23 protein-coding genes are annotated in these 24,897 nt (G+C 61.1%); 13 read left to right on the top strand and 10 right to left on the bottom strand.

All coding sequences use genetic code 11. The annotated features are described in order from the left end of the window. Positions 1 to 60 precede the first annotated feature (60 nt). The 5 genes from ACB032_RS13650 to ACB032_RS13670 form a co-directional block, all read right to left on the bottom strand. The gene (locus tag ACB032_RS13650; RefSeq protein ID WP_371138107.1) at positions 61 to 2,172 is read right to left on the bottom strand and encodes an alpha-amylase; all 2,112 of its coding nucleotides are present in this window, start codon (positions 2,170 to 2,172) and stop codon (positions 61 to 63) included. 208 nt (positions 2,173 to 2,380) lie between these two features. Further along, positions 2,381 to 3,544 carry a membrane protein gene (locus ACB032_RS13655; RefSeq protein WP_011705134.1) on the bottom strand — a complete coding sequence of 388 codons (1,164 nt, stop codon included), beginning with the start codon at positions 3,542 to 3,544 and terminating at the stop codon, positions 2,381 to 2,383. Beyond that, positions 3,544 to 3,915, bottom strand: coding sequence for a GtrA family protein (locus ACB032_RS13660; protein WP_005303379.1), 372 nt, complete (start codon positions 3,913 to 3,915; stop codon positions 3,544 to 3,546). The genes ACB032_RS13655 and ACB032_RS13660 overlap by 1 nt, the downstream gene beginning before the upstream one ends. Continuing rightward, a complete protein-coding gene (locus ACB032_RS13665) occupies positions 3,912 to 4,973 on the bottom strand; it encodes a glycosyltransferase family 2 protein (protein ID WP_029303690.1) in 1,062 nt (353 codons plus the stop codon). Before ACB032_RS13665 ends, ACB032_RS13660 begins: the two co-directional genes overlap by 4 nt. Before the next feature lie 56 nt (positions 4,974 to 5,029). Next, on the bottom strand, positions 5,030 to 5,575 hold the full coding sequence (locus tag ACB032_RS13670) for a hypothetical protein (RefSeq protein WP_016349902.1): 546 nt from the start codon (positions 5,573 to 5,575) through the stop codon (positions 5,030 to 5,032). 326 nt (positions 5,576 to 5,901) lie between these two features. On the opposite strand from ACB032_RS13670, the gene ACB032_RS13675 reads away from it, so the two are divergent. The 4 genes from ACB032_RS13675 to ACB032_RS13690 all read left to right on the top strand — a co-directional run bounded on the left by ACB032_RS13675 (position 5,902) and on the right by ACB032_RS13690 (position 9,278). Beyond that, positions 5,902 to 6,672, top strand: a complete 771-nt coding sequence (locus ACB032_RS13675; RefSeq protein ID WP_016349903.1) for an ABC transporter substrate-binding protein — start codon at positions 5,902 to 5,904, stop codon at positions 6,670 to 6,672. A gap of 81 nt (positions 6,673 to 6,753) precedes the next feature. Beyond that, a complete protein-coding gene (locus ACB032_RS13680; RefSeq protein ID WP_017408576.1) occupies positions 6,754 to 8,238 on the top strand; it encodes a murein L,D-transpeptidase in 1,485 nt (494 codons plus the stop codon). Positions 8,239 to 8,388: 150 nt separating this feature from the next. Next, the gene (locus ACB032_RS13685) at positions 8,389 to 8,934 is read left to right on the top strand and encodes a DUF882 domain-containing protein (RefSeq protein ID WP_029301559.1); all 546 of its coding nucleotides are present in this window, start codon (positions 8,389 to 8,391) and stop codon (positions 8,932 to 8,934) included. Positions 8,935 to 9,026: 92 nt separating this feature from the next. Further along, positions 9,027 to 9,278 (top strand): DUF3862 domain-containing protein, encoded by a 252-nt coding sequence (locus ACB032_RS13690; protein ID WP_206819552.1) that lies wholly within the window; start codon positions 9,027 to 9,029, stop codon positions 9,276 to 9,278. Between the two features lie 94 nt (positions 9,279 to 9,372). Here the strand turns inward: ACB032_RS13690 and ACB032_RS13695 are convergent, their stop codons facing one another. Further along, positions 9,373 to 9,987 carry a trimeric intracellular cation channel family protein gene (locus ACB032_RS13695; protein ID WP_011705141.1) on the bottom strand — a complete coding sequence of 205 codons (615 nt, stop codon included), beginning with the start codon at positions 9,985 to 9,987 and terminating at the stop codon, positions 9,373 to 9,375. Between the two features lie 142 nt (positions 9,988 to 10,129). Next, a complete protein-coding gene (cysZ, locus tag ACB032_RS13700; RefSeq protein WP_011705142.1) occupies positions 10,130 to 10,894 on the bottom strand; it encodes a sulfate transporter CysZ in 765 nt (254 codons plus the stop codon). A gap of 109 nt (positions 10,895 to 11,003) precedes the next feature. Between cysZ and ACB032_RS13705 the strand changes: the two genes are divergently transcribed. The 4 genes from ACB032_RS13705 (at position 11,004) to ACB032_RS13720 (ending at position 18,270) form a co-directional block, all read left to right on the top strand. Beyond that, positions 11,004 to 14,378, top strand: a complete 3,375-nt coding sequence (locus tag ACB032_RS13705) for an AAA family ATPase (protein WP_371138108.1) — start codon at positions 11,004 to 11,006, stop codon at positions 14,376 to 14,378. A 15-nt stretch (positions 14,379 to 14,393) separates the two neighbouring features. After that, positions 14,394 to 15,506, top strand: coding sequence for a cell division protein ZipA (gene zipA, locus ACB032_RS13710; protein WP_011705144.1), 1,113 nt, complete (start codon positions 14,394 to 14,396; stop codon positions 15,504 to 15,506). 99 nt (positions 15,507 to 15,605) lie between these two features. After that, a complete protein-coding gene (ligA, locus tag ACB032_RS13715) occupies positions 15,606 to 17,969 on the top strand; it encodes an NAD-dependent DNA ligase LigA (protein ID WP_371138109.1) in 2,364 nt (787 codons plus the stop codon). After that, positions 17,959 to 18,270 carry a hypothetical protein gene (locus ACB032_RS13720; RefSeq protein ID WP_279699910.1) on the top strand — a complete coding sequence of 104 codons (312 nt, stop codon included), beginning with the start codon at positions 17,959 to 17,961 and terminating at the stop codon, positions 18,268 to 18,270. The genes ligA and ACB032_RS13720 overlap by 11 nt, the downstream gene beginning before the upstream one ends. Positions 18,271 to 18,333: 63 nt before the next feature. Here the strand turns inward: ACB032_RS13720 and ACB032_RS13725 are convergent, their stop codons facing one another. After that, positions 18,334 to 19,311, bottom strand: coding sequence for an ABC transporter substrate-binding protein (locus ACB032_RS13725; protein ID WP_017787821.1), 978 nt, complete (start codon positions 19,309 to 19,311; stop codon positions 18,334 to 18,336). Between the two features lie 443 nt (positions 19,312 to 19,754). Between ACB032_RS13725 and nrdD the strand changes: the two genes are divergently transcribed. The 5 genes from nrdD (at position 19,755) to ACB032_RS13750 (ending at position 23,520) form a co-directional block, all read left to right on the top strand. Continuing rightward, positions 19,755 to 21,872, top strand: coding sequence for an anaerobic ribonucleoside-triphosphate reductase (nrdD, locus tag ACB032_RS13730; protein WP_371138110.1), 2,118 nt, complete (start codon positions 19,755 to 19,757; stop codon positions 21,870 to 21,872). Positions 21,873 to 21,923: 51 nt separating this feature from the next. Beyond that, on the top strand, positions 21,924 to 22,238 hold the full coding sequence (locus tag ACB032_RS13735; protein WP_270799421.1) for a hypothetical protein: 315 nt from the start codon (positions 21,924 to 21,926) through the stop codon (positions 22,236 to 22,238). Beyond that, positions 22,239 to 22,748 (top strand): anaerobic ribonucleoside-triphosphate reductase-activating protein, encoded by a 510-nt coding sequence (gene nrdG / locus ACB032_RS13740; RefSeq protein WP_371138111.1) that lies wholly within the window; start codon positions 22,239 to 22,241, stop codon positions 22,746 to 22,748. It begins immediately after the preceding gene. A gap of 64 nt (positions 22,749 to 22,812) precedes the next feature. Then, positions 22,813 to 22,983, top strand: a complete 171-nt coding sequence (locus tag ACB032_RS13745) for a YqaE/Pmp3 family membrane protein (RefSeq protein WP_005303354.1) — start codon at positions 22,813 to 22,815, stop codon at positions 22,981 to 22,983. Between the two features lie 144 nt (positions 22,984 to 23,127). Further along, positions 23,128 to 23,520, top strand: coding sequence for an energy transducer TonB (locus ACB032_RS13750; RefSeq protein WP_043161294.1), 393 nt, complete (start codon positions 23,128 to 23,130; stop codon positions 23,518 to 23,520). A 31-nt stretch (positions 23,521 to 23,551) separates the two neighbouring features. Here ACB032_RS13750 and ACB032_RS13755 read toward each other — a convergent pair whose 3' ends face one another. Together ACB032_RS13755 and ACB032_RS13760 are read right to left on the bottom strand one after the other, a co-directional pair. After that, entirely contained in the window at positions 23,552 to 23,911 is a 360-nt protein-coding gene (locus ACB032_RS13755) for an MliC family protein (RefSeq protein ID WP_371138112.1), read from the bottom strand. A 127-nt stretch (positions 23,912 to 24,038) separates the two neighbouring features. Then, positions 24,039 to 24,800 (bottom strand): ABC transporter substrate-binding protein, encoded by a 762-nt coding sequence (locus ACB032_RS13760; protein WP_029301550.1) that lies wholly within the window; start codon positions 24,798 to 24,800, stop codon positions 24,039 to 24,041. Positions 24,801 to 24,897: the final 97 nt, after the last annotated feature.

Genomic DNA, 24,897 nt, shown 5'->3' on the forward strand with positions numbered 1-24,897 from the left:
ACGACTGGTGTAAACAGAGAGGGGAGCCACTGGCTCCCCTCTCTGTTTGGGTTTGATTCCTTAAGCTGGATTACGGCCGGCGAACACCACCACCACCTTGTCATCTCCCTTCTCCCGCACGAAGGCATAGGGGCTGTCGGCCAGCTTCTTGTGGCTGCCCGCCGCCACCGCCGGGTGGGCGGCACGGAACTGGCCGAGCCGCTGCCAGTGCTTGACCAGTTCGGCCTTCTCGCCGCCGGCCAACTCCTGCCAGTTCATGTCCGAGCGCAGTGCCTGATCGAACACGCCGCCATCCTTGGCTAGCCCGCGGCCGGACTCATCGCCGTAGTAGATCTGGATGCCGCCCGGCAGCAGCATGAAGCTGCTGGCAACCCGGCGCTGCAGCGGTACGTCCTGATAGTCGCCGAAGAACAGCTTGGTGTCGTGGGAGCTGATGTAGCTCAGCACGTTGAACTCGGGATCCTGATTGATGCGGCTGGCGTAGCTGGCATAGGTGGGCTCGGCGCTGGCCAGACACTGGGCCTGGGGCAGGGCGAACTCGCGCTGGTAGTCGAAGTTGAGCAGCGAATCGAAGCCGTTCTGATACCAGAAATCCTTGGCAACCCCGTGATCCCACACCTCGCCCACCATGTAGAAGGGGAGGTCATCGAGTTTCTTGGTCGGGTTGGCGGCTTTCCACTCCTTGAGGGCAGCAGTGCCAGCCTGCTTGAGGCGGGCCCATACCTCGGGCTCCAGATGTTTGACGGTATCGGCCCGAAAACCGTCGATGCCGAAGCGGCGCACCCAGTCGGTGTGCCAGGCAATCAGATAGTCGCTCACGGTGGCGTTGGGCAGTGGCTTGGCCCTGGTGTCCTGTTTGGCCGCCAGCAGCGGCGGCAGCCCCACCGGCTTGGTGGATTCGGTGAGGAAGTCCGGCAGCCCCGCCACCGAGCCGGTGACGTCGTCGGTGCCGGGCTGCGGGTAGCCGGGCAGGCCGGCTCGCACCCAGTCACCGCTCCACCACTGGCCCCACTTCGGCGACTGGTAGTCGATGAACTGGTTGTAGCCATGCCAGTTGAGGCCGCCGCTCGGGCGCCACTGGTTCCAGCGGGCCGGCAGTTTGCCGGTGTTCTGGGTGAGGTCGGTGAGCCCCAGATCTTGCAGGTCGGCGAGGGTGGCGTAGCCGGCGTGGTTCATCACCACGTCGAGGATGATGCGCATGCCGCGCTTGTGGGCCTCGTCCACCAGGGTCTTGAGGCTCTCCTCGTCGCCGTAGTTGGGATCTATCTTGGTGAAGTCGAGCGCCCAGTAGCCGTGATAGGCGTAGAAGGGGAAGTTGCCCTGCTCGCCGCCGCCGATGAAACCGTGCACCTGCTCCACCATGGGAGTGATCCAGATGGCATTGATGCCGAGCTGCTTGATGTAGTCGAGCTTGGCAGTCAACCCCTTGAAGTCGCCGCCGTGCCAGGTGGCCACTTCATCCTGACCGTCTTTTTGGCGCCCGAAGCTGTGGTCGTTGGCGGGATCGCCGTTGTTGAAGCGGTCGGTCAGCAGGAAATAGACGCTTGCCTGATCCCAGTTGAAGGGGGCCGCCGTGGCCGCCTTGACCGGCTCGAGCAGCAGCAGGCCGCCGCTCTCTTTACTGGGCGTCAGGGTCAGCTTGCCGCCCTTGACCACCCCTTGCTGGCCGGAGTAGGCGTCCCGCAGCTGGGTGCCGTCGGGCCAGACCCCTTTCAGGGATACGGTAACCGGGCCGCCATCCCAGCTGATGCAGGGCTCCACTGGCGGCTGGCGCTTGAACTCGCTCTTCTTGGTGGCTCGCAGCACCTTGAGGCTGGGGGTATCGGGGTTGAAGGTGAATTGATAATCCCCCGCCAGCATCACCCGCAGATTGAAGTGCTGCCCCTTGCTGCACTTGTCCATGGGCTGGGCGGTGCCGAAGGGGAGCGGTTTGGCCTCGCTCGGGCCGAAGCTGGTGCCGCAGCTGTTGCCCGCGTCGCTGATGCGGATCTGGTGACTCCCCTTGGTGAGCGGATGGGTCAGCTGCACCGCCCCCTTGTCCAGCGTCAGCGGCGCGCCGACCGGCTGGTCATCCACGTAGAGGCGCACCTCGGCGGCCATGGCCTGATGGAGGAAGAGGGGGCTGGCCAGCAGGGCGAGCCAGAGGGGAGAAACCGAGGGAGTGCGACGCATAAGCCATTCCTTGCTGGGGTTAAGCGGACCAGATTGCCGTCAATGGGGCTCATTCTAGGAGGCATGAGGGCGGGCTTGGACAGGCAAACCGTCGATTTGTGACATCAGTTCAAATGGTTACGTTTTCAAGAATGGAAAAGTGTGAGCGGGGTGTCGCGCCCATAAAAAAAGCCGGTCGATAGACCGGCTTGTTGCATTGCCACCTTCGTCACACGGTGAAGAACTTGAAGTTGACGAAGGCCACTGCGATGAAGGAGGCCACCATGCCGCTCAGGCAGAGCACGGCTGGGCGAATGGCCGGCCAGCGATGGGTCAGCAGGATGATGGCCAGCATGGTCGGATAGAGGCCGAACATGTAGCGCGGCATGGCGTTGAGCCCTGTCATCAGCGGAATGGTGCAGCAGATGAACATCAGGGTCGCCTCGGCCCAGCGCTTCTGGCTGAACAGATAGAGGTTCAGAGCCCAGCCGAACATCACCATGATGGAAAGGTAGGATTTGCGTCCGCCCAGCTCGAAGCCGCTCAGCCACCAGTCCAGCGGGCTGTCCATGTAACGGCCCCAGGCTACCTGGATGTGCTTGAACGCCAGCGCATCACCGGTGAGGTGATAGAGGTAGAACATGTAGGCGAACAGGCCGAGCGGGATCATCCAGAGGGTGAACACCACCTTGAAGGCGCGCTCGGTGAAGCGGAAGAACTCGCGCCAGCCGTAGGCCTGCAGCGCCAGGATCAGCACCGGGAACACCATCATCACCCCCAGGTTGCGGGTGGCGGAGATGAACACGCCGAGCAGCGCCACCATCAGCCACTGCTGGCGATAGGCGAACAGGAACATGCCCAGCATCAGCGCCATGAACATCGACTCGGTATAGCCGGAGACGAAGTAGGCGGAGAAGGGGGAGAAGGCGAGCAGCCAGACGCCGAAGCGGGCGGTATCGTCACCCAGCTTGAGCTGACGCAGCACCAGCAACATCAACGGCAGGCTGATGAAGAACGCCAGGTTGGCCACCAGCATCAGGCCGATCAGGCTCTCGACGTTGAGCAGGTTGGAGATGGTGCCGGAGATCATCGGATAGAGCGGCATGAAGGCCCAGTTGGCCGCATTGCCCTTGCTCAGCCAGCGCGGGTAGAGATCGTAGCCGTTCTCGATGATGCGCTGGAACCAGACGCAGTCGAACTGGCAATAGGCCTGCAGCGGGCCTATGTCGGGGGAGCCGTAGAGCTGGACACCGAAATAGCCCATGCCGTAGAGGGCGGCCCGGCTCAGCACGAAGGCGGCGATGATCATCAGCCAGTCACGGCTGCTGATGGCCAGTGACGGGCGATAGGGGCCCGCATTGTCAGGGGTGATGGAGGTAGTCATGTCATTCATCAGGCAAATACCCAGATCCTGGAGAGGAGGTAGGTGAGCACGGTGACCGTCAGGGTGGCGATCACCACCGGCAACAGACCGGAAAGACCCGCAAACAGCAGACCGCTCAATATCAGGTTACGCACCGCCAGCGAGAAGAGAGCGACCAGCAAGAACTTGCTGGCGGCACCCTGCTTCTGGAAGGTGATGTAACGGTGACCGAAGAAGGAGAACCAGAAGGCGATGGCAAAGGCCAGCGTCGTCACCAGGTGCTCCGAGATGGTGGGCCAGGTGTGAAACAGGGCGATGGAGGTGCCTAGATCGACGAGGGTGGCCCCCCCGCCGACAAACCCGAAACGTACCAGCCGCCAGAATTCCTCGCGGGAGATCATTGAGAAGCCTGCTCCTGCTGGTCATCAGCGGCTTTCGCGGCAGCAGCCTTCTTGCCGGCGCTCTTCTTGCTGCCGGTGGTGGCATCCTGCTTCGGCTCTTCATCCTGCTTGGCATATTGGCCGTATACCCCTTCGATGAGGTAGACGGGGCGCTGCTTCACTTCCACGAACATGCGGCCGATGTACTCGCCGATGATGCCGAGCGACAGCAGCTGGATACCGCCGAGGAACAGCACCACCGACATCAGGGAGGCGTAACCCGGCACGTCGATGCCGAAGAAGACCACCTGGGTGACGATCTTGAGAATGTAGAGGAAGGCGACGAAGGAGACGCCGACGCCGACGTAGCTCCATACCCGCAGCGGCCAGCTGGAGAAGCTCATCAGGCCGTCGAGGGCGAAGTTCCACAGCTTCCAGTAGTTGAACTTGGTCTCGCCGGCGTGGCGGGCGGGGCGCTCATAGGGCACGCCGACGGCACGGAAACCGGCCCAGGCGAACAGCCCCTTCATGAAGCGATTGCGCTCCGGCAACTGCTTGATCGCCTCGACCACCTTGCGGTCGATCAGGCGGAAGTCGCCGGCGTTCTCCGGCAGCTTGGTGCTGGTGGAGAGGGCGTTGAAGAAGCGGTAGAAGCCGCCGGCGGTGAGGCGCTTCATCGGGGTGTCGGCGCTGCGATCCACCCGGATGCCGTAGACGGTGTCGTAGTCGCCGGTCTGCCACAGTTTGACGAATTCGAGAATGAGTGCGGGCGGATCCTGCAGATCCACGTCCATCGGCACCACGGCATCACCCTTGGCGTGATGCAGGCCGGCGGTCATGGCCGCTTCCTTGCCGAAGTTGCGGGCCAGGTTGACCAGGGTGACGCGCGGGTCGCGGGCGATGGCCTGTTCGACGACCTCACGGGTGCGGTCGCGGCTGCCGTCGTTGACGAATACTATTTCCAGCTGATCCTTGAGCGGCGCCAGTTCGTTATCTATCGCGTTGATGAAGGCATCTATGCTCTCTTCCTCGTTGTAAACGGGAACGATCAGAGAGAGTCGAAAATCGGCATGCGACATGAAAACTTCCTTATTTGGAAAATTATTTTATAAAACAGCGTATTGGAGAATACGTCTTATTGGGCGACGGTCAAGCGCACCGACTGGACATTGAGCGGAGTCGGGGCGGAGAGCGCCAGAAAGTTGGGACGCTTGGGGTCCGAGGTCAGCGACTCGCCCGGCAGGCTGAGACGGATCTCGTTGATGCCGGCCTTGGCCAGCTTGACGGTGGTGGTGAAATCGTGACCCAGTGCCACCTTGAGCAGAGCACCGGCCTGCGGGCTGTTGACCCGGGCCTGGATGGTCAGCTGTTCCGGCTGTGCCTGTTGCTTGGGCAGCACGAAGTAGAGGCCACCCTGGCCGCTCAGTTCGGTGCCGTCCGCGCTCGGTTTCTTGGCCCAGCCTTCGCTGGAAAGGAAACGGCTCGGTTTGGTCAGATTGAGCTCGTTGCCAGGCTGGTAGGTCATGCTGGAGTTGTGCTCCCAGAAGCGGGTCTTGCCTTCCAGGTAATAGAGCTTGTAGGCCAGGCTCACGTTGGGGTGGGCGGCCAGGTAGAGGGTATAAAGGTAGAAACCACTCAGCGCCATGATGGCGGTCAGAAAACCAAACTTTTTGTACGTCATATCACTCTCTGCGCCTCACGGTTTGTAGGCTGATTTCGCGCATATGCTAATCCAATTGCAAAAAAAGCATAGTGGATCACAAAAATATATTTGGTCACATATTAACCCCTTCCCGGCCGGTGTTCCAAATGTTGCTGTTCCCGTATTTTACCTGCCCTGGCGAGCCGGAGATCCTGCGCAGGCCGGGGGCATTTCAGGCCCGGCTTCGACAAGCATAAACGAGGGTGCCGCTCACACGGCCGGGAGCCTGCATCGCTGTGGCAGGATCTGTCGCCATTTTGCCTAGGCCGATTTATGATGGCGTATCACGCAGTCAAGGATGACCCATGAAGCTGAAACTATGCTGCTGGATGCTCTGCTTGCTGGCGCCGCTGGCCTCGGCAAACAGTCTGTGTCCCTCGCCCTTGCGGGTCGGTTTTGACAACTGGCCGCCTTATCACTATTACGCCGGCACGGCGGCCGGGCAAAAAGAGCTGCGCGGCTTTGCCGTCGAGGCGCTCACCGCCATGCTCAAGCGGCTCGACTGCAAGGCCAGCTATGTGGAGATGCCCTGGAAGCGGGTGCTGCACGGTCTGTCGCTGGGCTCGGTCGACATCGCCATGGAGGCCTATTTCAACGAGGACCGCGCCCGCTATGCCTGGTTCTCCGATGCCTACAATCCAGGCCGCAGTGCGCTCTGGATCCGCAAGTCATCCTCCTACCCCGAAACCGATCTGGCCAGCTGGCTGGCCAGCGGCCATACCCTGGGCATCACCAAGGACTACTACTATGGGGCCGAGATCAGCGAGTTGCTGCGCCGTTATGCCGCCCAGGTGAGCGTGGTCAATGACGAGCAAAACTATGGCAAGCTGGTGCTGGGGCGCATCGACGGCTTTCTCGGCGATGTGCTGGCCACCCCCTGGGGCCTGAAGGAGGAGGGGCTGAGCGATCTGATCGTCCCCCACACCATGGCCGTATATGAAGCGCCGACCTTCTTCATGTTCAGCAAGAAGCGGCTGTCACCCGAATTTGTCAGCGCGTTCAATCGCGAACTGGCTGAATTTAAAGCAACAAATGAGTATGACATTATCTGGCGGCGCTACGCGCCCGCCAGCTAGTAAAGTCGCGGGCATTCACGCATCATGAGCGCCTTGACCGCCGGGTCTGACAGGCTGAAGTGAACCGATCTTGAGGTAAGCATGGGGAAGAAGTATTGGCTGGCATTGGCAAACCTGATCTGGCTGGGCTGCTGGCCGGCGGCCATGGTACAGGCCAGCGAGGGCCAGGTGGTGGTGAGCAATGCTGCGATGCAGCACGACTGGTATCAGAACAGCACGGCAGAGCAGGCCAGGCGTGAGCTGGAGCTGCAGCTGCAGGAGGCCGTGCTGGCCCAGTTGCACCCGGATTTTTACACGCTCTGGAAGAAGCTGCAGGCCAAGCCGGCGGATCAGCGTGGCGCCCTCTATGACGAGGCGTTCGGCAAGTTGGCCCGGTTCCAGCAGGCCTGGCGGGCCATGGATCTGGTCTCCCGCGAGCAGATGCAGACCCTCAAGCTCAACCTCAGCAAGCCGCTGGCCCACGAGCCGGCCGGCGACAACCTGCTGGAGCAGGTCAGGCAGCTCAGACCCCAGGTCGCGGAATATGACGCGGTGCGCGAAGAAGTGCGCAAGCTGCTGGCGCTGCCCATGGCCAAGAAGTGGCCGACTCTGACCATGCCGACCCTGCGGGCCGGTGAAGTCTCCCCGGAGCTGGGCCAGATCCGCTCCATCCTCAACGAGCTGGGCGACACGGCCCCGCGCCATGATGACGCCACCTACGACGCCGAGACCCTGCAAGCAGTCAAGCAGTTCCAGCGCCGCCACGGCCTGACCGCCGACGGCATCATAGGCCGGCAGACCCGCAGCTGGCTCAATACCGGGCCCGAGGTGCGCGCCAGCCTGCTGCTGCGCAACCTGTGGCGACGTGATCTGGTGGATCAGCTCTCCGGCGCCCGCTACGTGCTGGTCAACATCCCCGACTATCGGTTGAGCGTGGTGGAGTCCGGCAACGAGGTATTCACCAGCCGGGTGATCGTGGGCAAGGAGCAGCGGGCGACCCCGATCCTCGCCAGCGAGATCCGCTCCATCGTGCTGAACCCGGCCTGGCACGTGCCGCGCTCCATCTTGAGCAAGGACATTCTGCCCAAGCTGGGACGGGATCCCGCCTACCTCAATCGCGAGCAGTTCGAGGTGATCGACGGCGAGGGCAATCCGGTGCAGTTCACCGAAGAGGGCTGGCAGCAGGCGCTGGCGTCCGGCTTCCCCTACCGGCTGCGGCAAAAGCCGGGCGATCACAACGCACTGGGCCGCTACAAGTTCTATCTGCCCAACAACGAGGCCATCTACCTGCACTCCACGCCGCGCAAGGCGCTGTTCGAGCAGGGCGCGCGCGCCTTCAGCTCAGGTTGCATCCGGGTGGAGCATGCCGACGATCTGGCCGAGCTGCTGCTGGCGGACTCCCGCTATCAGCCGGACAAGGTGGCCAGTATCCTGAAAGAGACCCAGACCAAGTGGCTGCCGCTGACCACCCCGATCCCGGTGTTCACCGTCTACTGGAGCAGCTGGATCGACGAGGATGGACGTCAGCAACTGCGCAACGACATCTATGGATTTGATCGAGTCAGCTACCAGAGTCGCTTGCTGTGATCCTCGCCACAGAGTGAAAAGCCCGGCCTGCGCCGGGCTTTTTCATGGCCCCTTGCGGTTTGACAGCGGCCGGCTCGGCGGGTAGTTTCAAGCGCCTGTATCAAATTCATTCAACGGTTTCACCTCAACATAGCGATGGACGGACAAGGGATGCTTGATCAAGAGATAAGCCGACGTCGCCTGCTGCTGGGTGCTGGTTGCCTGCTGGGGGGCTCGCTGCTGTCCTTCCCCGCCACGGCGAGCCGCAGTACGGCAGGACGTGAACTCAGTTTCTTCAATCTCAATACCGGCGAGCGGGTGCGCGCCAGCTATTGGGAAGACGGCCGCTACCTGAAAGACGGGCTGGCCGAGCTCAACCACATCTTTCGCGACTACCGTCGCAACGAAGTATTCAACATCGACCGCAAGCTGTTCGACCAGCTCTACCTGCTGCAGCACAAGCTGGGTCGTCACGGTGAAATCCAGCTCATCTCGGGCTATCGCTCCCCCGTGACCAATCGCCAGAAGCGCAGCCGCAGCCGCGCCGTGGCCAAGCACAGCTACCATACCCTGGGGCAGGCGGTGGATGTGCGCATTCCCGGAGTACAGCTGGCGCACCTGCGCAAGGCGGCGCTCCATCTCAAGGTGGGCGGCGTCGGTTACTACCCGAGCGACAACTTCGTGCACCTCGACACCGGGCCGGTGCGCAGCTGGTAACGGCCGGCTGCTGGCCACTCCTGCCCGGCGGGTGACTGGTCAGCGGGGTGGCCGAACTGGTAGGCTCTGGACACCATGCAGAGGAGAACCAGATGAAACATATTTTGCTTGGCGGGCTGATTGCCCTGCTGCTGACCGGTTGTGGCAAGCTCAACCGTGAAAACTACGACAAGCTCAAGATGGGGATCAGCTACGCCGAGGCGAGCAGCATCCTCGGCAAGGCCGAGCGTTGTGACGATGCGCTGGGGACCACCAGCTGCCTCTGGGGCGACGAGGGCAAGAACATCAAGATCCGTTTCATCGCCGACAAGGCGACCTTCTTCAGCTCGGAAGGGATCAACTGAGGCAGCCACAGCCCCGTTGCCCATACAAAAAAGCGCCTGACCGGCGCTTTTTTGTTGGCTGCAATCCGTACCGGCTTGCCAGAAGCTGGCGCGCTCAGTGCGTGGCGTACTGGTAGTGGAAGGTCGGCAGCCCCCACTTGAAGCGCACCGCCAGGAGCCGCAGCACGAAGCCGATGCCGATGGCACCGAAGGCGGCCCAGTCGTTGGGCAGGCCCTGATCCAGCGCTAGGCAGTAGATGGCGGCCGTCACCAGCGAGATGGCGGCATAGAGCTCGCGGCGAAACACCAGCGGAATGCGCTGGCAGAGCAGGTCTCTGAGCACGCCGCCGAAGGCCCCCGTCACCACCGCCATGATGCAGGCGATCCCGGCGCCGTGGCCCATCTCCAGCGCCCTTGCCGCGCCGAAGATGGAGAAGACCACCAGCCCCAGGGCATCGAGCGCCATGAACAGCTTGCCAAGGTAGCGCATCAGCGGCGCCGAGATGACGCCGGCCATGGCCGCGCCGGCAACCAGCAGCACATACTCCGGGTGTTCGACCCAGAGCAGGGGGTAATGGCCCAGCAGCACGTCGCGAATGGTGCCGCCCCCGATGGCAGTCGCCGATGCGATGATCACCACGCCAAACAGATCCATCCGTCGCCGGCCCGCGGCCAGCGCGCCTGTCATCCCTTCGGCCACCAGGCCCAGCAAGAAGAGTGCATGTAACATGAGATATCCCAGGGTGCGAGAAAGCTCCGCATCCTATCAACTCGCGCTATAGGGGACAAGCAATGAAGGCTATGCATTATTTTTTATAATGCAAAAATGAAACGGGGCCCCCAAGGGAGCCCCGCTGTCACCACCGACCGGCTCAGCGTCTGAGCTGTTCGGCGCGGTAGTGATCGACCCACATGGCGGTGGCGCCGCAGATGGCCACCGGCATCACGAACAGGTTCACCACCGGAATGGCGGAGAAGAGGGTGACCAGGGCACCGAAGCTCAGGCACTTGCCGCGCCGCTGCTTGAGGGCGTCGCGCATGGTGATGAAGTCGATCTTGTGGTTGTCGAACGGATAGTCGACGTACTGGATCGCCATCATCCAGGCGCTGAACAGGAACCAGAGCACCGGCGCCAGGGTCTGGCCCACCACCGGAATGAGGAACAGGATCAGGCAGCCGATGGCCTTGGGCAGGTAGTATTTGAGCTTGGTCCACTCGCGGCCGAAGGTGCGTGGCACGTCCTTGACGATGTCCAGCATGCCGGTATCGCTGACGGTCTCGCCGGTGAGGGCCTGTTCCACCTTCTCCGCCAGCAGGCCGTTGAAGGGGGCCGCTATCCAGTTGGCCACCGAGCTGAACAGGAAGGAGAAGACCACCAGGATGGTGATGAGGGCGATGGGCCAGAGCAGATAGTCCAGCCAGTCGAGCCAGCTCGGGATCTGCTGGTGCAGCCAGCCGAACAGGCCGTCCAGCTGCAGCAGCAGGGCATAGAAGGCGCCGGCAAACAGCACGAAGTTGACCAGCAGGGGGATCAGCACGAAGGTGCGGATACCGGGCTGGCGAATGAGCGAGAAGCCGCGCAGGAAGTAGTCTGCGCCGCTGATCGAGTCTTTTACCATACGGGGTGAGTGGCTCATCTGAGCTCCATCTGTTCATGGGAAACTGCCTGCATATTACAAACAAGCTTTTGATTTGGTAAAGTCGCCTGCCCGCCTCCTCTTTATTTCGTTACCCACATAGGCCGCCATGCGTCTGAAATTGATCAAACTCGCCGGTTTCAAGTCGTTTGTCGAGCCGACCCGCATCGAGCTCAACGCCGACATGACCGCCGTGGTGGGCCCCAACGGTTGCGGTAAATCCAACGTCATCGACGCCGTGCGCTGGGTGCTGGGGGAGAGCTCCGCCCGCCATCTGCGCGGCGAAAACATGACCGACGTCATCTTCAACGGCTCCGTCAACCGCAGCGCCCACGGCCGTGCCTCGGTGGAGCTGGTGTTCGACAATCCCCACAACCGGGTGCCCGGCGAGTTCGGCCGCTTTACCGAGATCTCGGTGCGCCGCGAAGTGCTGCGCGACGGCTCCAACCACTACCAGATCAACGGCCAGAAGTGCCGTCGCAAGGACGTGACCGACCTCTTTCTCGGCACCGGCCTCGGGCCTCGCAGCTACGCCATCATCGAACAGGGCACCGTCAGTCGGCTGGTGGAGTCCCGCCCCGCCGATCTCAAGCTGTTCATGGAAGAGGCCGCCGGGGTCTCCCGCTACAAGGAGCGGCGCCGCGAGACCGAGCAGCGCATTCGCCATACCCAGGAGAACCTGGAGCGCCTCGGCGACATCCGCGGCGAGCTGGGCTCACGCCTCGAGCATCTCAAGGCCCAGGCCGAGACCGCCGAGCGCTACAAGCAGCTCAAGAGCCGTTCGCGCGCCGCCCGCGCCGAGCTGATCGGCTCGGAACTGTGGGCGCTGGAGACGCGCCTCGGCGAGGCCAAGACCGAGCTGGCCCAGACCGAGCAGGCACTGGCGGCGCTCGATGTCAAGCGCACCGCCGACGAGGGGCGTCACGTCACCCTGTCGGTGGCCCGCCAGGAGGCGCAGACCGAGCAGGCGAGCCGCCAGCAACAGATTTTTCTCGGCGGGCAGGCCATCGCCCGTCTCGAGCAGCAGCAACTGCACCAGAGCGAGCTTGGCCGCGACTGGCAGGCAAGGCGGCAAGCCCTCGGCGAGCGTATCGAGGGGCTCAAGGCCCAGCTGGCTAGCCAGCTGGAACAGCTGAGCGAAAGCACGTTGCAGGGCGAGGTGGCGTCTGCGCGCCTCGAGCAGTGTGAGCAGTTGCTTACCGACCAGCAGAGCGTGCGGGCGGCGGCGACCGAGCGGCTCGAGCAGGCGCGCCAGCGCCAGCAGCAGTGGCAGCAGCAGCTGGGTCAGTTGCAGGGGCGGCTCAACCAGACCCGCGCCGAGGTGAACGGTCTGCAGGAGCTGCAGGCCAAGACCCGGCTGGCCCGTCTCAAGCTGGAAGATGAACAGGCCGGGCCCCTCGGCGGGGAAGGGGAGGACCTGCAACCGGCGTTTGATGCGCTGGCGGCGGAGCTTGCGCTCTCCCGCGCACGCCATGAGGAGTCCGAGGCTTCGTGGCAGGCTGCCGTGGCCCGTCACGAAGCCCTCAAGACAGAGCAGGGTCACCAGCAGGGCTCGCTGCGCGAGCTGGAGGCTCGCCTCGCCACCCTGGATCAGATCCTGGGAGAGCAGATGGCGGGCGCCACCCTGGCGGATCGGCTGCAGGTGCCCCCCGAGTGGGCCCGAGGGCTGGACAAGGTGCTCGGCCGCTGGCTCACCGCCACCCCGGCGGATGAGTGCAATCTGACGCAGTCCGGGCTCTGGATCGGCCCGGCCCAGCCAGCGGTTGCCGGTACCCTGGCGGCGCAGCTGGGCGGCGAGCACATCCCTTCCTTCCTCAATGCCATCTGGCTGGTGGAGAGCCGGGAGGCGGCACTGGCCCGCCAGCCGAGCCTGGCGGCCGGTGAGTCGCTGCTCACTCCTGCGGGCGACTGGTTTGGTCCCAACTGGGCGGATCTGGGGGAGGGCATGGCCCTCGGTACCCTGGCGCTGCTCGGTGAACGTGAGCGGTTGCACACCGAGCAGAGCGCAAGCCGGGAGGCGCTGCGCCGGCTCGATGAGCAGCTTGCCGCCGCCGATGCGACGCGGGCCCAGCTGCACGGCGCCCATGAGCTGGCTCAGCGTACCCTGCGCGAGCAGGAGCAGCAGTGGCAGCAACTGCGCGAAGCCTGGAGCCTGCGCGAGGGGCAGCGGCAGGAACGGTTGCAGCGCCTCGGCCAGCTGGGCGAAGAGCTGATCAGGCTCGACCAGGAGCAGGTCGAGGAGGCGCAGCGGCTGGCGTCGGCCGGGGAGCGGCTTGAGCAGGGTGAAGCGGCCCTTGGCGAGCTGCAGGAGCAGGGCGAGGCGCTTGCCGAGGCACTGCTGCTCGCCCAGGAGCAGGCGAGCGGGGCGGAGCGGGCGCTGGAGGAGGCGCGCCTGCGTCGGGAGCAGCAGCAGGCCGCCTGTCAGCGGCTGCAACTGGAGCAGCAGAACCTGCGCCAGCTCATCGCCCTGCGCGAACAGGAGCTGGCCCGCCTCGGGCTGGAGCTGGCCGAGCTCAAGGAGCCGGGGGCTGCGCCGGGTCAGGATCTGTCGCCCCTGCTGGCCGAGCAGCGCAATCTTGAGGCGCAGCAGCTCGCCTGTCATCAGCGGCTCGCAGAACTGGAGCGTCAGCTGACCGAGCTGGAGCAGGCCAGAAGCGCCGATCACAAGCAGCTGGTGCAAATTCAGGAGAAACTGGCGACCCTGCGCCTTGAGCGTGAACGCAACCTGACGCGCCGGCAGGGGCTGCACGAGCAGTTCGAAGAGCTGGGCGTGCGACTGGTAGATCTCGATCAGGCGGTGCTGATTGCCGCTGATCGCGGCAAGCTGCGCCAGGAGATCCAGACGCTGGAGGCACAGGTGGAGGCACTTGGCGCCATCAACCTGGCGGCTCTCGAGGAGTATGAAGAGGCGAAAACCCGCTCAAGCTACCTGGAAAACCAGTGTCAGGATCTGGAGCAGGCGCTGGAAACCTTGAGCCAAGCCATTAAAAGAATTGATAAAGAGACACAAATACGGTTCCGGGATACTTTCGATAAGGTCAATGAAGATTTAAAATCCCTCTTTCCGAAAGTATTCGGGGGGGGCAGTGCCTGGCTTGAGCTCACCTCCGATGATCTTTTGGAGGCCGGAGTGAGCATCATGGCGAGACCTCCGGGTAAGAAGAATGCTACCATTGCCCTGCTTTCCGGGGGGGAGAAGGCGTTAACCGCACTTGCGCTGGTTTTTGCCATCTTCAGACTCAACCCAGCACCATTTTGTCTGCTGGATGAGGTGGATGCACCGCTCGATGAAGTGAACGTCGGTCGCTTCTGTTCTCTTGTCAAAGAGATGTCGAGCACAGTACAGTTCGTTTACATCAGTCATAATAAGGTCTCCATGGAGATGGCTGAGCAGCTGGTTGGCGTCACGATGCAAGAGCCCGGGGTTTCGCGCATAGTGTCGGTCGATATCGGTGAAGCCGTCGCTTTGGCTGAGCAAAACTAGAAAGAGAAGCAGCTAATGCAGGAATTGCGTTACATCTTGGTTGCCCTGGGCGGTATTGCCATCGCGGCATTGCTCATTCACGGGTTGTGGAGCAACAGAAAGAATCGTCAGGCACCGATCAAAGAGAAACCTCTGGGCCGGATGGAATCCAAATCACGGGATCGTGACAACGATGCCTTCGACAGCGATGGCATCGGTCAGGTGCGAGTGGTCAGCGGTGGCCGTCGTGCCGAGCCCAAACTCCACCATGATGAGCCCCGCCAGCCGGAAGTCAGCCGTCGTGCGCCTGCGCCCGCCTTCGATGATGAAGATGACGACGCCGATCTGCCGCCGCCCGTGGTACGCAAGCCTGCCGCCCGCCCCGTGCCGCCGCCCCCCGTCTATGAAGAAGACGAGGAGGAGTTCGAGGAGCCGGTTGCCGCTGCCGTCGAGGAAGTGCCTGCCGCGCCGGTGCGCAAGCCCGCCCAGGTCATTCGCCGTACCCCGGTCCACCGTTCCCGTCCCCAGCGCGAGCCGCTGCTGCAACCGCTGGACGAGGAGCCGCTGGTCGAGCCCGCCTACGCGACCGCACCCACTTTCGGTGCCCGCGAGCCGGCCCCGGTCGCCGCTCCCGAATATCAGGCGCAGCCCCGTCATGCAGCCCCCGAGCCTGCCTACGAGGAGCCCGTCTATGAAGAGCCGGTGCGTGCCGCACCGGTCGAGAAGATCTGGCAGGATGTCTATGTCATCAACCTGATGGGCCGTCCGGGTCACGATCTGCAAGGGGCCACCCTGCTCTCTTCCCTGCTGGCGCTGGGCTTCAAGTTTGGCGAGATGGATATTTTCCACCGTCACGAAGATCCGAACGGCAAGGGTGAAGTGCTCTTCTCCATGATCAACATGGTCAAGCCGGGCACCTTCAACCCGTACCGGATGGAGCAGTTCGCCACCCCGGGCGTGTCGCTCTTCATGCAGCTGCCGCTGCGCAGCAACGCTGCGTTTGCCTTCGAGGACATGCTGCAGGCCGCCGATCAGCTGGCCAGCGATCTCGATGCCATGCTGACCGATATGGATCGCAGCCCGCTGAGCGACGAGACCATCGCTCGTTACCGGCATGAGCTGGCCGCCTACGAGGCCAGTCGCGACTAATACGCCATGCGGGTCGAATGAATAAAAAGTGCGGTACCCAGGTGCCGCATTTTTATTGGTCCGCTGGCCGGTTTTTCCATCACACTTCGAGACTTTTTCATGAGCGATATCCTCTCCCGCCACCGTCAACTGTGTGAGCTGCTGATCGAGTACGGTCATCAGTACTATGTGCTGGACAACCCCACGGTGCCGGACGCCGAATACGATCGCCTGATGCGCGAGCTGATCGCGCTGGAAGCCGAGCATCCCGAGCTGAAGACGCCGGCCTCGCCGAGCGTACGGGTGGGCGGCCAGCCGCTGACCGCCTTCAAACAGGTGCGCCACGAGATCCCCATGCTGAGTCTGGACAACGTGTTCAGCGGCGAGGAGCTGCAGGCCTTCGAGCAGCGGATGCGCGATCGCCTCAAGCGGGAGGTGAGCTTTACCTTCTGCTGCGAACCCAAGCTGGACGGGCTGGCGGTGAGCCTGCTCTATGTGGCTGGCCAGCTGGTGCAGGCCGCCACCCGGGGCGATGGCACCACGGGTGAGGAGATCACCGAGAACGTGCGTACCATCAAGGCCATTCCCTTGTCCCTGCGTGGCGAGGGCTGGCCGGCAAGGCTGGAGGTGCGTGGCGAGGTGTTCATGCCCAAGGCAGGGTTCGAGGCGATGAACGCCAAGGCGCTGGCCGCCGGCGAGAAGGTGTTCGTCAACCCGCGCAATGCCGCCGCCGGCAGCCTGCGTCAGCTCGATTCGCGCATCACCGCCAGCCGCCCGCTGGCCTTCTACGCCTATGGCGTGGGGGTGGGCGGCGAGCAGCTCGGTGGCTCTCACTTCGGTCGCCTCAATCAGCTCAAAGAGTGGGGGCTGCCGCTCAGCCCCGAGGTGAAGCTCAAGGAGGGGGCCGCCGGTTGCCAGGCGTTCCACGACGACATCCTGGCGCGCCGCGGCGCGCTCCCCTACGAGATTGACGGCGTGGTCTACAAGGTGGATGCCATTCCCCTGCAGGAGGAGCTCGGCTTTGTGGCACGGGCGCCGCGCTGGGCCACCGCCCACAAGTTCCCGGCCCAGGAGGAGATGACGGAGCTTGAGAACGTCGAGTTCCAGGTCGGCCGCACCGGCGCCGTGACCCCGGTGGCCAAGCTCAAACCTGTGTTTGTCGGCGGCGTTACCGTCTCCAACGCCACCCTGCACAATGCCGACGAGATCGAGCGCCTCGGCGTGATGATCGGCGACACCGTGATCGTGCGCCGGGCCGGGGACGTGATCCCGCAGATCGTGGCGGTGGTGGAGGCGCAGCGCCCGGCGGATGCCCGCGCGATCCAGTTCCCGACCGAGTGCCCGGTGTGCGGTTCGGAGATTGTTCGAGAGAAAAAAATTGTCCAACAAAAGACCCAAACCTTCGAAAAAGTACTGGCAACTCGTAAATGTACGGGAGGGTTAAATTGCCTAGCTCAAGTCAAAGAATCTCTCAAACATTTTGTTAGCCGTAATGCGGTTGATATAGAAGGTGTTGGCGATAAGGTCATTGAGCAGTTAGTAGATGGAGGATTAGTTAAACATCCTGCAGATCTATTTAGATTGAATACTGATGATTTTTTAACGCTAGATGGTTTTGCTGAAATTTCAGCAAAAAATTCATTTGACGCAATTCAAGAAAAAATTGGCAGAACATCCTCTATAGATTTTTTATTTGGATTGGGAATTCCATCTGTTGGTCAAGTTGTTGCAGAACGACTGATAGTTGAACTGGGATGTTTGGATAATATAATGTCTGCGCCGAGAGGGATTATTAGTCAGATAAATGGTATCGGCTTAGATATTGACGCGGAAATATCAAGCTATTTTAGTGCTGCCTCAGTAAGTGAGGCAGTTATGGAACTAGCCGATGTTATGCGTGTAGAAAGGTCTGGAGTATCAATATCCAGAATGTATAAACGAAAGTTTTCAATGGCAAAAATCATTGAAGGTTTAAATATTGACGGTATTGCTAAAACATTCTCTGAAGCAATTTCTAAAGAAATAACTTTGGAGCAGTTGTGCAATGGTTTGCAACATGGTGACTTGGTTGGTATCACGACGGCTGCTGGTACCAGTATCAGTAAGCAAAAGATTGATGCAGTTGTCAAAGGCATTAAAGAGAAGAAGCCCTTGCTCGATGCTATCAAGCACTATGTTGATAAACATGCACTATTGGATGTTGACGATTTACTTGATTCTGAGCCAGAGCAAAAAACAGATAGTTTTATCGCAGGTAAATCTTTTGTGATTACTGGCAGTTTTACGTTTATGTCGAGAGATCTAATAAATTCAAAGTTAAAAGAACTTGGTGGTGAATCTAAAACGTCAGTGTCAAAAAATACAGACATGTTGATTATGGGTGAAAAGGCTGGTAGCAAGTTGAAAAAAGCGACCGAGCTAGGCATAAAAATAATCAATGAAGATGAATTACGCTCTCTTCTGGAGTCTGAAAATGGACTATAAGTATTCTGTCAATGGAAGTGAAGGTAATGTATATACCGTTATTCTTAAAGAGGATGATGGTGTATTCAATTTATCTTGTGATTGTGCTGCAGGTTCTTATGGTAAGAAGTGTAAGCATAAGTCAGGAATCATTGAAAGTATATTGAATGGTCATGTTGATGATATTTCAAAGTCAGACTTTTTAGGTTCTGAGCTATACAGTCATTATGTTTCCTTAAAGGAAAGTGAAGCTGAGTTAGAGCAGATAAAGAAAGATGTTAAACGTAAGACAGCTCGTCTTGAAAGAATAATGGCTGGATAGAAATCATTGATGACTATAAACCCGGCCTTAATGCCGGGTTCTTTTTTCTAGAGGTTTAGGTGCTCAATCACGCCAGAGGATCTTGTAGCGCCACTTGTCGGGCAGGGTGAGTTGCCAGCGGGCCAGCTCGCTCTTGCTGAACACATACTCGCCGCGCAGGGCAGCCCGCGGCGCCAGGGTCTTGGGCTGGGCTCCCTCCAGAATGGCATTGACCAGCTCGGCAGCCTTGGCCCCCTGATCGTGCCCATCCAGCACCAGGCCGCCGATGGCCTTGCCCTTGCCCACCGTAAACTCCCAGAAGCAGAACAGCGGCACCGGGCTGTGGGCACTGGTCCACTCCAGCACCTGGCGTTCATCCACGTGGCGACCCTGCTCATCGATGAGGGTGTGGTAGAGGCCGATGAAGATCGCCTGATAGCCGTTCTGCCTGGCGTTGAGCACGGCCTCCTGCCACAGGTCGTAGTCGCCGAGCAGCTGGCTGTTGACCCGGGTCTGGCCGACCCGCAACTCGGTCTGGGTCTTGAACTCATCCTCGATGGCGGTCAGGGCCACGTTGCTCGAATCAAACAGCACCAGTGCCTTCTTGATCCCCCCCATCAGCTGGCTCATCTCGCTGATGTTGCGCTTGAGCAGGGGGCGCTCCAGCACGCCGGTGATCTTGGGGTGGCCGACCAGCCCCTTGTGGCGCGGGTTCTCGTTCATGCCGAGAAACACGACCGGGGTGCCGAGGGAGGCGATGCTGGTGGCCAGGTAGTTGATGGCGTTGTCATCGCCAAGCACCACCAGATCCGGTTTCACCTGGTGGTAGTAGGCGAGCGCCCGTTCAGCGATCTGGTCGAACTCTTCGGCGGGGCGGCGCTTGGTATCCATGTAGAAGTGGCTGATGTGGTGTTCGCCCTTGAGGTTGGCCACCAGGCTGGCGTTGTAGCTCTGATCCCACAGGTACTCGGGATGGTAGCTGCTGATCACCAGGATCTCGGCCGCCCACAGCCGCAGCGACAGGGGGCACAGCAACAGTAGCAGCAACAAAGGCTTGGTCATATGGCTTCCCATCGGCACAGGGGTGTTGTCATTCATTATGTTCACTCCTGGGCCAGCCGGTGCCGGTCAATTACTGTCGGAGGGGAAATCTTTTTCTCGCTGGCCGGCATCGGGCGCCAGCCCGCACCAGGCTTGAAGGTGGTCTCGTGTGGTACCTTTTATGGCTGGTCGGGAACTGCGCCACTCGCCTCAAAACCTGTTCTGGATCAAGAAATACGACCCCGCTTTGGTGCCTAATAGACACCACATATAGGGCTGCATTCGTTTTTAATCCCTATATGTTGTGTTATTAAGCTGTGTAAAAGCTGTTCCCTTCTCATCGTCAGCCCAGGCTTGTCAAGCCTCGGCTGAATTTATTTGCGCCCAGGACGAGGCGTGGAGAAGGGGGCCAAACAAGGGTAAGCCGAGGGCGAGAGCCTGGCCTTTTTTAACGGGGAAACTCCATGAAACCGGTTGTGATCAAACGTGATGGATGTCGCGCACCATTCAATGCCCAGCTGATTGCCGAGGCGGTGGGCCGAGCGGCGGAGGCGGTCAATCAGGCCAGTCCGGCGCTGGCAGAGCGCATTGCCGCCGCCGTCAGCCAGGAGCTGGAAGGGCGGGGAGAAGTGGACATCCACGAGATCCAGAACCGGGTCGAGAACCACCTGATGGCCTCCGACGACAAGGCCATCGCCCGTGCCTACATCGAATACCGTCACGACCGGGATCAGGCTCGCGAGGCCCGCGGCCGGCTGGCCCAGGAGATCCGCGGCCTGGTGGAGCAGACCAACGCAGCCCTGCTCAACGAGAACGCCAACAAGGATTCCAAGGTGATCCCGACCCAGCGTGACCTGCTGGCGGGCATCGTCGCCAAGCATTACGCCACCAGTCACATGCTGCCCCGCGATGTGGTACAGGCCCACGAGAGCGGCGATCTGCACTTCCACGATCTCGACTACTCCCCCTTCTTCCCCATGTTCAACTGCATGTTGATCGACCTGAAGGGGATGCTGACCCACGGCTTCAAGATGGGCAACGCGGAGATCGACACTCCCAAGTCCATCAGCACCGCCACCGCGGTCACGGCCCAGATCATCGCCCAAGTGGCGAGCCACATCTATGGCGGCACCACCATCAACCGCATCGACGAAGTGCTGGCCCCCTATGTGACCATCAGCTGGGAGAAACACCGGGAAGTGGCCCAGGAGTGGGGCATCAGCGATGTGGATGCCTACGCCATGGCCCGCACCGAGAAGGAGTGTTACGACGCCTTCCAGTCGCTGGAGTACGAGGTGAACACCCTGCATACCGCCAACGGTCAGACCCCGTTCGTCACCTTCGGCTTTGGCCTCGGCGACAGCTGGCAGTCACGCCTGATCCAGCGCGCTATCTTGAGCAACCGCATCGCCGGCCTTGGCAAGAACAAGAAGACCGCCGTGTTCCCGAAACTGGTGTTCGCCATCAAGGATGGCCTCAACCACAAGCAGGGCGATCCCAACTACGACATCAAGCAGCTGGCGCTGGAGTGCGCCTCCAAGCGGATGTACCCGGACATCCTCAACTACGACCAGGTGGTCAAGGTGACCGGCTCCTTCAAGACCCCCATGGGCTGTCGCTCCTTCCTCGGTGCCTACGAAGAGCACGGCGAGCTGGTCCACGAAGGGCGCAACAACTTAGGCGTGGTGAGCCTCAACCTGCCGCGCATCGCCCTGAAATCCCGCGATGAAGCGGACTTCTGGGACAAGCTGGACGCTGCCCTGCGGGTAGCCAAGACCGCACTGATGTACCGCATCAAGCGCCTCGACGGGGTCAAGGCCCGGGTCGCGCCCATCCTCTACATGGAAGGGGCCTGCGGGGTGCGTCTGAAAGCGGACGACAATGTCAGCGAGATCTTCAAGCACGGTCGCGCCTCCATTTCGCTTGGCTACATCGGGGTACACGAGACCATCAACGCCCTGTTTGGCGATCAGGTGCACCTGTTTGACAGCGCCGAACTGCAGCAGAAGGCCATCGCCATCATTGCGCGGCTCAAGGCGGCCACCGACGAGTGGAAGGAGGAGACCGGCTACGGCTTCAGCCTCTACTCCACCCCGAGCGAGAACCTCTGCTCGCGCTTCTGCCGCATCGACGCCAAGGAGTTTGGCGTAGTGGCGGGGGTGACCGACAAGGGTTACTACACCAACAGCTTCCACCTCGACGTGGAGAAGCAGGTCAATCCGTACGACAAGCTGGACTTCGAGGCGCCCTATCCGCCCATCGCCAGCGGCGGTTTCATCTGCTACGGCGAGTACCCCAACATCCAGCACAACCTGGAGGCGCTGGAGAACGTCTGGGACTACAGCTATGACAAGGTGCCCTACTACGGTACCAACACCCCCATCGACGAGTGCTACGACTGCGGCTTCACCGGTGAGTTCGAGTGCACCTCCAAGGGCTTCACCTGCCCGCGCTGCGGCAACCACGACCCGGCCAAGGTATCGGTGACCCGCCGTGTCTGCGGCTACCTCGGCAGCCCGGATGCGCGCCCCTTCAATGCGGGCAAGCAGGAGGAGGTGAAGCGCCGCGTCAAGCATATGTAAACAGAGCCAACTGAAGTTCTTTCACGTAGCAATTTGTTAGGAGATGCCTGTATGAGTACTTATGAATTAGTCAAATACGCAATTCTGAATAAAAAACAAATTATTGCTGAATACCAAGGGCATTATCGTGAAATGTGCCCTCATGCAATCGGTACCAAGAATGGGTACCAGCAAGCACTTTTCTATCAGTTCGGTGGTTCAAGTAGCAAAGGTATTGTGACTCCAAACTCTATTTACAATTGGCGCTGTTTGCGGTTGAAGGATCTAAATGATGTTCAGGTTCGTGATGGTGAATGGTTTACTGCGGCCAATCACTCTCAGGCTCAGACATGTATTGATGTAGTTGAGTGTGAAGTGACGTTCTAGATGCACTACCACCAATACTACCCGGTCGATGTGATCAACGGCCCCGGCACCCGCGCCACCCTGTTTGTCTCGGGCTGCGAACACCAGTGCCCAGGCTGCTACAACCAGAGCACCTGGCGGCTCGATGGCGGCAAGCCGTTTGACGAGGCGATGAGCGATCGCGTCATCGCGGATCTCAACGACACGCGCATCAAGCGGCGCGGGCTGTCGCTCTCCGGCGGCGATCCGCTCCACCCCGCCAACGTGACCCAGGTGCTGGCGTTGGTGCGGCGGGTGCGTGCCGAGTGCCCCGGCAAGGACATCTGGTGCTGGACCGGCTATCTGCTTGGCGAGCTCAGCCCGGCCCAGCGCGAGCTGGTGGCCTTGCTGGACGTGCTGGTGGACGGCAAGTTCGAGAAGGGGCTGGCGGATCCCGGCCTGCTCTGGCGCGGCAGCAGCAATCAGGTCATCCACGACCTCAACGCCTGGCGGGAAGGGGGTGAGCGCATTCCCTGTCTGGTTTGCAGTTGAAGCCAGGGATGTTTATGGTTAGCCCATTGCTATCCCTGTGACATCGTTGACGAGGAAATCCGAGATGAACAATCTGCTCAAGATCCTGCTGGCCATCTTTCTGCCCCCGGTCTGTGCCTTTCTTCAGGTGGGCTTCAGCCTGCATTTTCTGATCAACATAGTGCTGACCCTGCTCGGCGGCCTGCCCGGCATGGTGCATGCGCTCTGGCTGGTGGTCAGCGACAAGCGCGGCTGACGCTGAGCCGCTTTGCCAAAAGCCAACCCGATGGGGTTGGCTTTTTTTATGCTGCTCAAACGGGTTCCGATTGTTACAGTAACGGGCCGGCAACCCTGCCGGGGAGGGGTGACCCCTCTGATCTGACTCAACAAGGAGTGTTGAATGGGTTTGAAGGTCTTGCTGCTGGGCATTGTGCTCGGTCTGCTGGGGGGCTGTGCCAGCCCCAGTCCCACCGTGAAACTGAACCAGCCGCCGCTGGAGGTGACCATGGCGGAGCTTGGCAAATACTGGGTGCAGGATGGCGAGGTGCCTCCGTTTGAACCAGTGGGCGGTGCGCCAGCCAAGCGGCCCGTCAAGGGCTATGTGGAGATCCGTTATCTCATCGACTCCAACGGCAATCTGTTCAGCCCAGAGATTGTGGCCTCGGAGCCGCCCGGCGTGCTGGACCTGATCGCCCTGTCGGGGCTGGCCAAGACCCGCTATCGCGTGTCGGAGCAGAACCCGCAGGCCATTCCGGTACGAGTGGTGGGTCGCTACGAGATTGAAGTGGAGTAATGAACAACCCCGGCCTGGCCGGGGTTGTTGTTTACTGCTGCTTGCAGTCGTTGTAGACGCTCTGCCACTCGCCATCCTTGTCGCGCATCTCGACAAAGCCTTCATCTCCCTTGTTCCACCAGACGGCCTCATGGTCGTCGGTGTAGCGGGCGCCGGAGGCGGAAACGCTCTGCGGCAGGGTGTAATCCTTGCCGTCTGGCAGTGCCAGTTTGACGAAGTTGAGGCTCTGATCGGAGAGGGTGAAGTAGCGTACCTGCACCCGTTTGCCCTGTTCACACAGGTAGGTGACGGGGTCGCCACCGGTCACGCTCAGGGTGCCGGCACCGCGTTCGCAGCCGCTCAGCAGGGTCAGGCTCGTGATGCCCAGCAGCAGAAGGTTGGCGTACTTCATGTTGATTCTCCATCGGTGTCATCCGGGCGTGATCCTAACAGCTTGCCAAAGGGGCGCAATGCGCCTCGACCCGGCTTGCGTCGATATGCGTCCATGGGCGTCAAAAGAAGCGCTAATGAGCAGCGGCTCAATGCAGGCCGAGTCTGGCCTCGAAGGCGCGCACCAGCGCCTCGTAAGTGCCGTTGTTGCGGATCTTTTGCAGCCCCTCCTCGAAGCGCTTGGCCATTGCCTCGCCCTGGGGGTGGGCGCGGGAAAAGGCGAGCCAGAAACCGTCGGTGGAGATCTTGCCCACCTTGACCACCTTCCCGCTCAGCTGCTTTTGCTGGATCTTGAGGTAGCCCGGCATCTCGTTCATCAGGATGTAGTCGACCCGGCCGCGCACCAGCATCTCGATGATCTGGGCGTCGGACTTGGCCTGGAAGCGGGTGATCCTGGGGTTTTCCATGAAGTCGGTGGGGTAGGTGTAGCCGAGGGTGATGCCCACCGTTTTCTGTTCCAGCGAGGTGAGCTTGAGATCCCGGCGCGGTTCGCGGGCCAGGGCGAAGATGGCGAGATCCTCCTCGAACATGGGGGTCTCGTGCCAGAAGTACTGGTAGCGGTTCTCCTCGGTGATGGTGGCATCGAAGCAGCCGAGCACCTTGTCGCTGCGTGCCTCGTACATGCAGCGGGCGAAGGGGATGGTACGAAACTCGACGTCGACCCCCTCGGCGGCGAAGGCCGCCTTCACCAGCTCGGGGGCCAGCCCCTGCGGCTGGCCGCTCTGCTTGTCGAGGGCGCAGTAGGGGGCCCAGTCATCCTCGGCGGCAATGAGCACCTGCTCTGCCCGGGCACAGGTCATCCCCAGCAGCAGAGTGATTGCCAACCAGTGGATGTATGCTGCTCGTGCCATGGTCTCTCTCCTGTTGCCGACTGCCCTAGCAAGCATAGTTGCTGGGGCTGGCCGCAGGTGCTGCCAAACGGGAGGCAAAAAAACGCCCCGGTAGGCA

The organism is Aeromonas sp. S5(2024) (assembly GCF_041403025.1).
GTDB lineage: Bacteria > Pseudomonadota > Gammaproteobacteria > Enterobacterales > Aeromonadaceae > Aeromonas > Aeromonas hydrophila.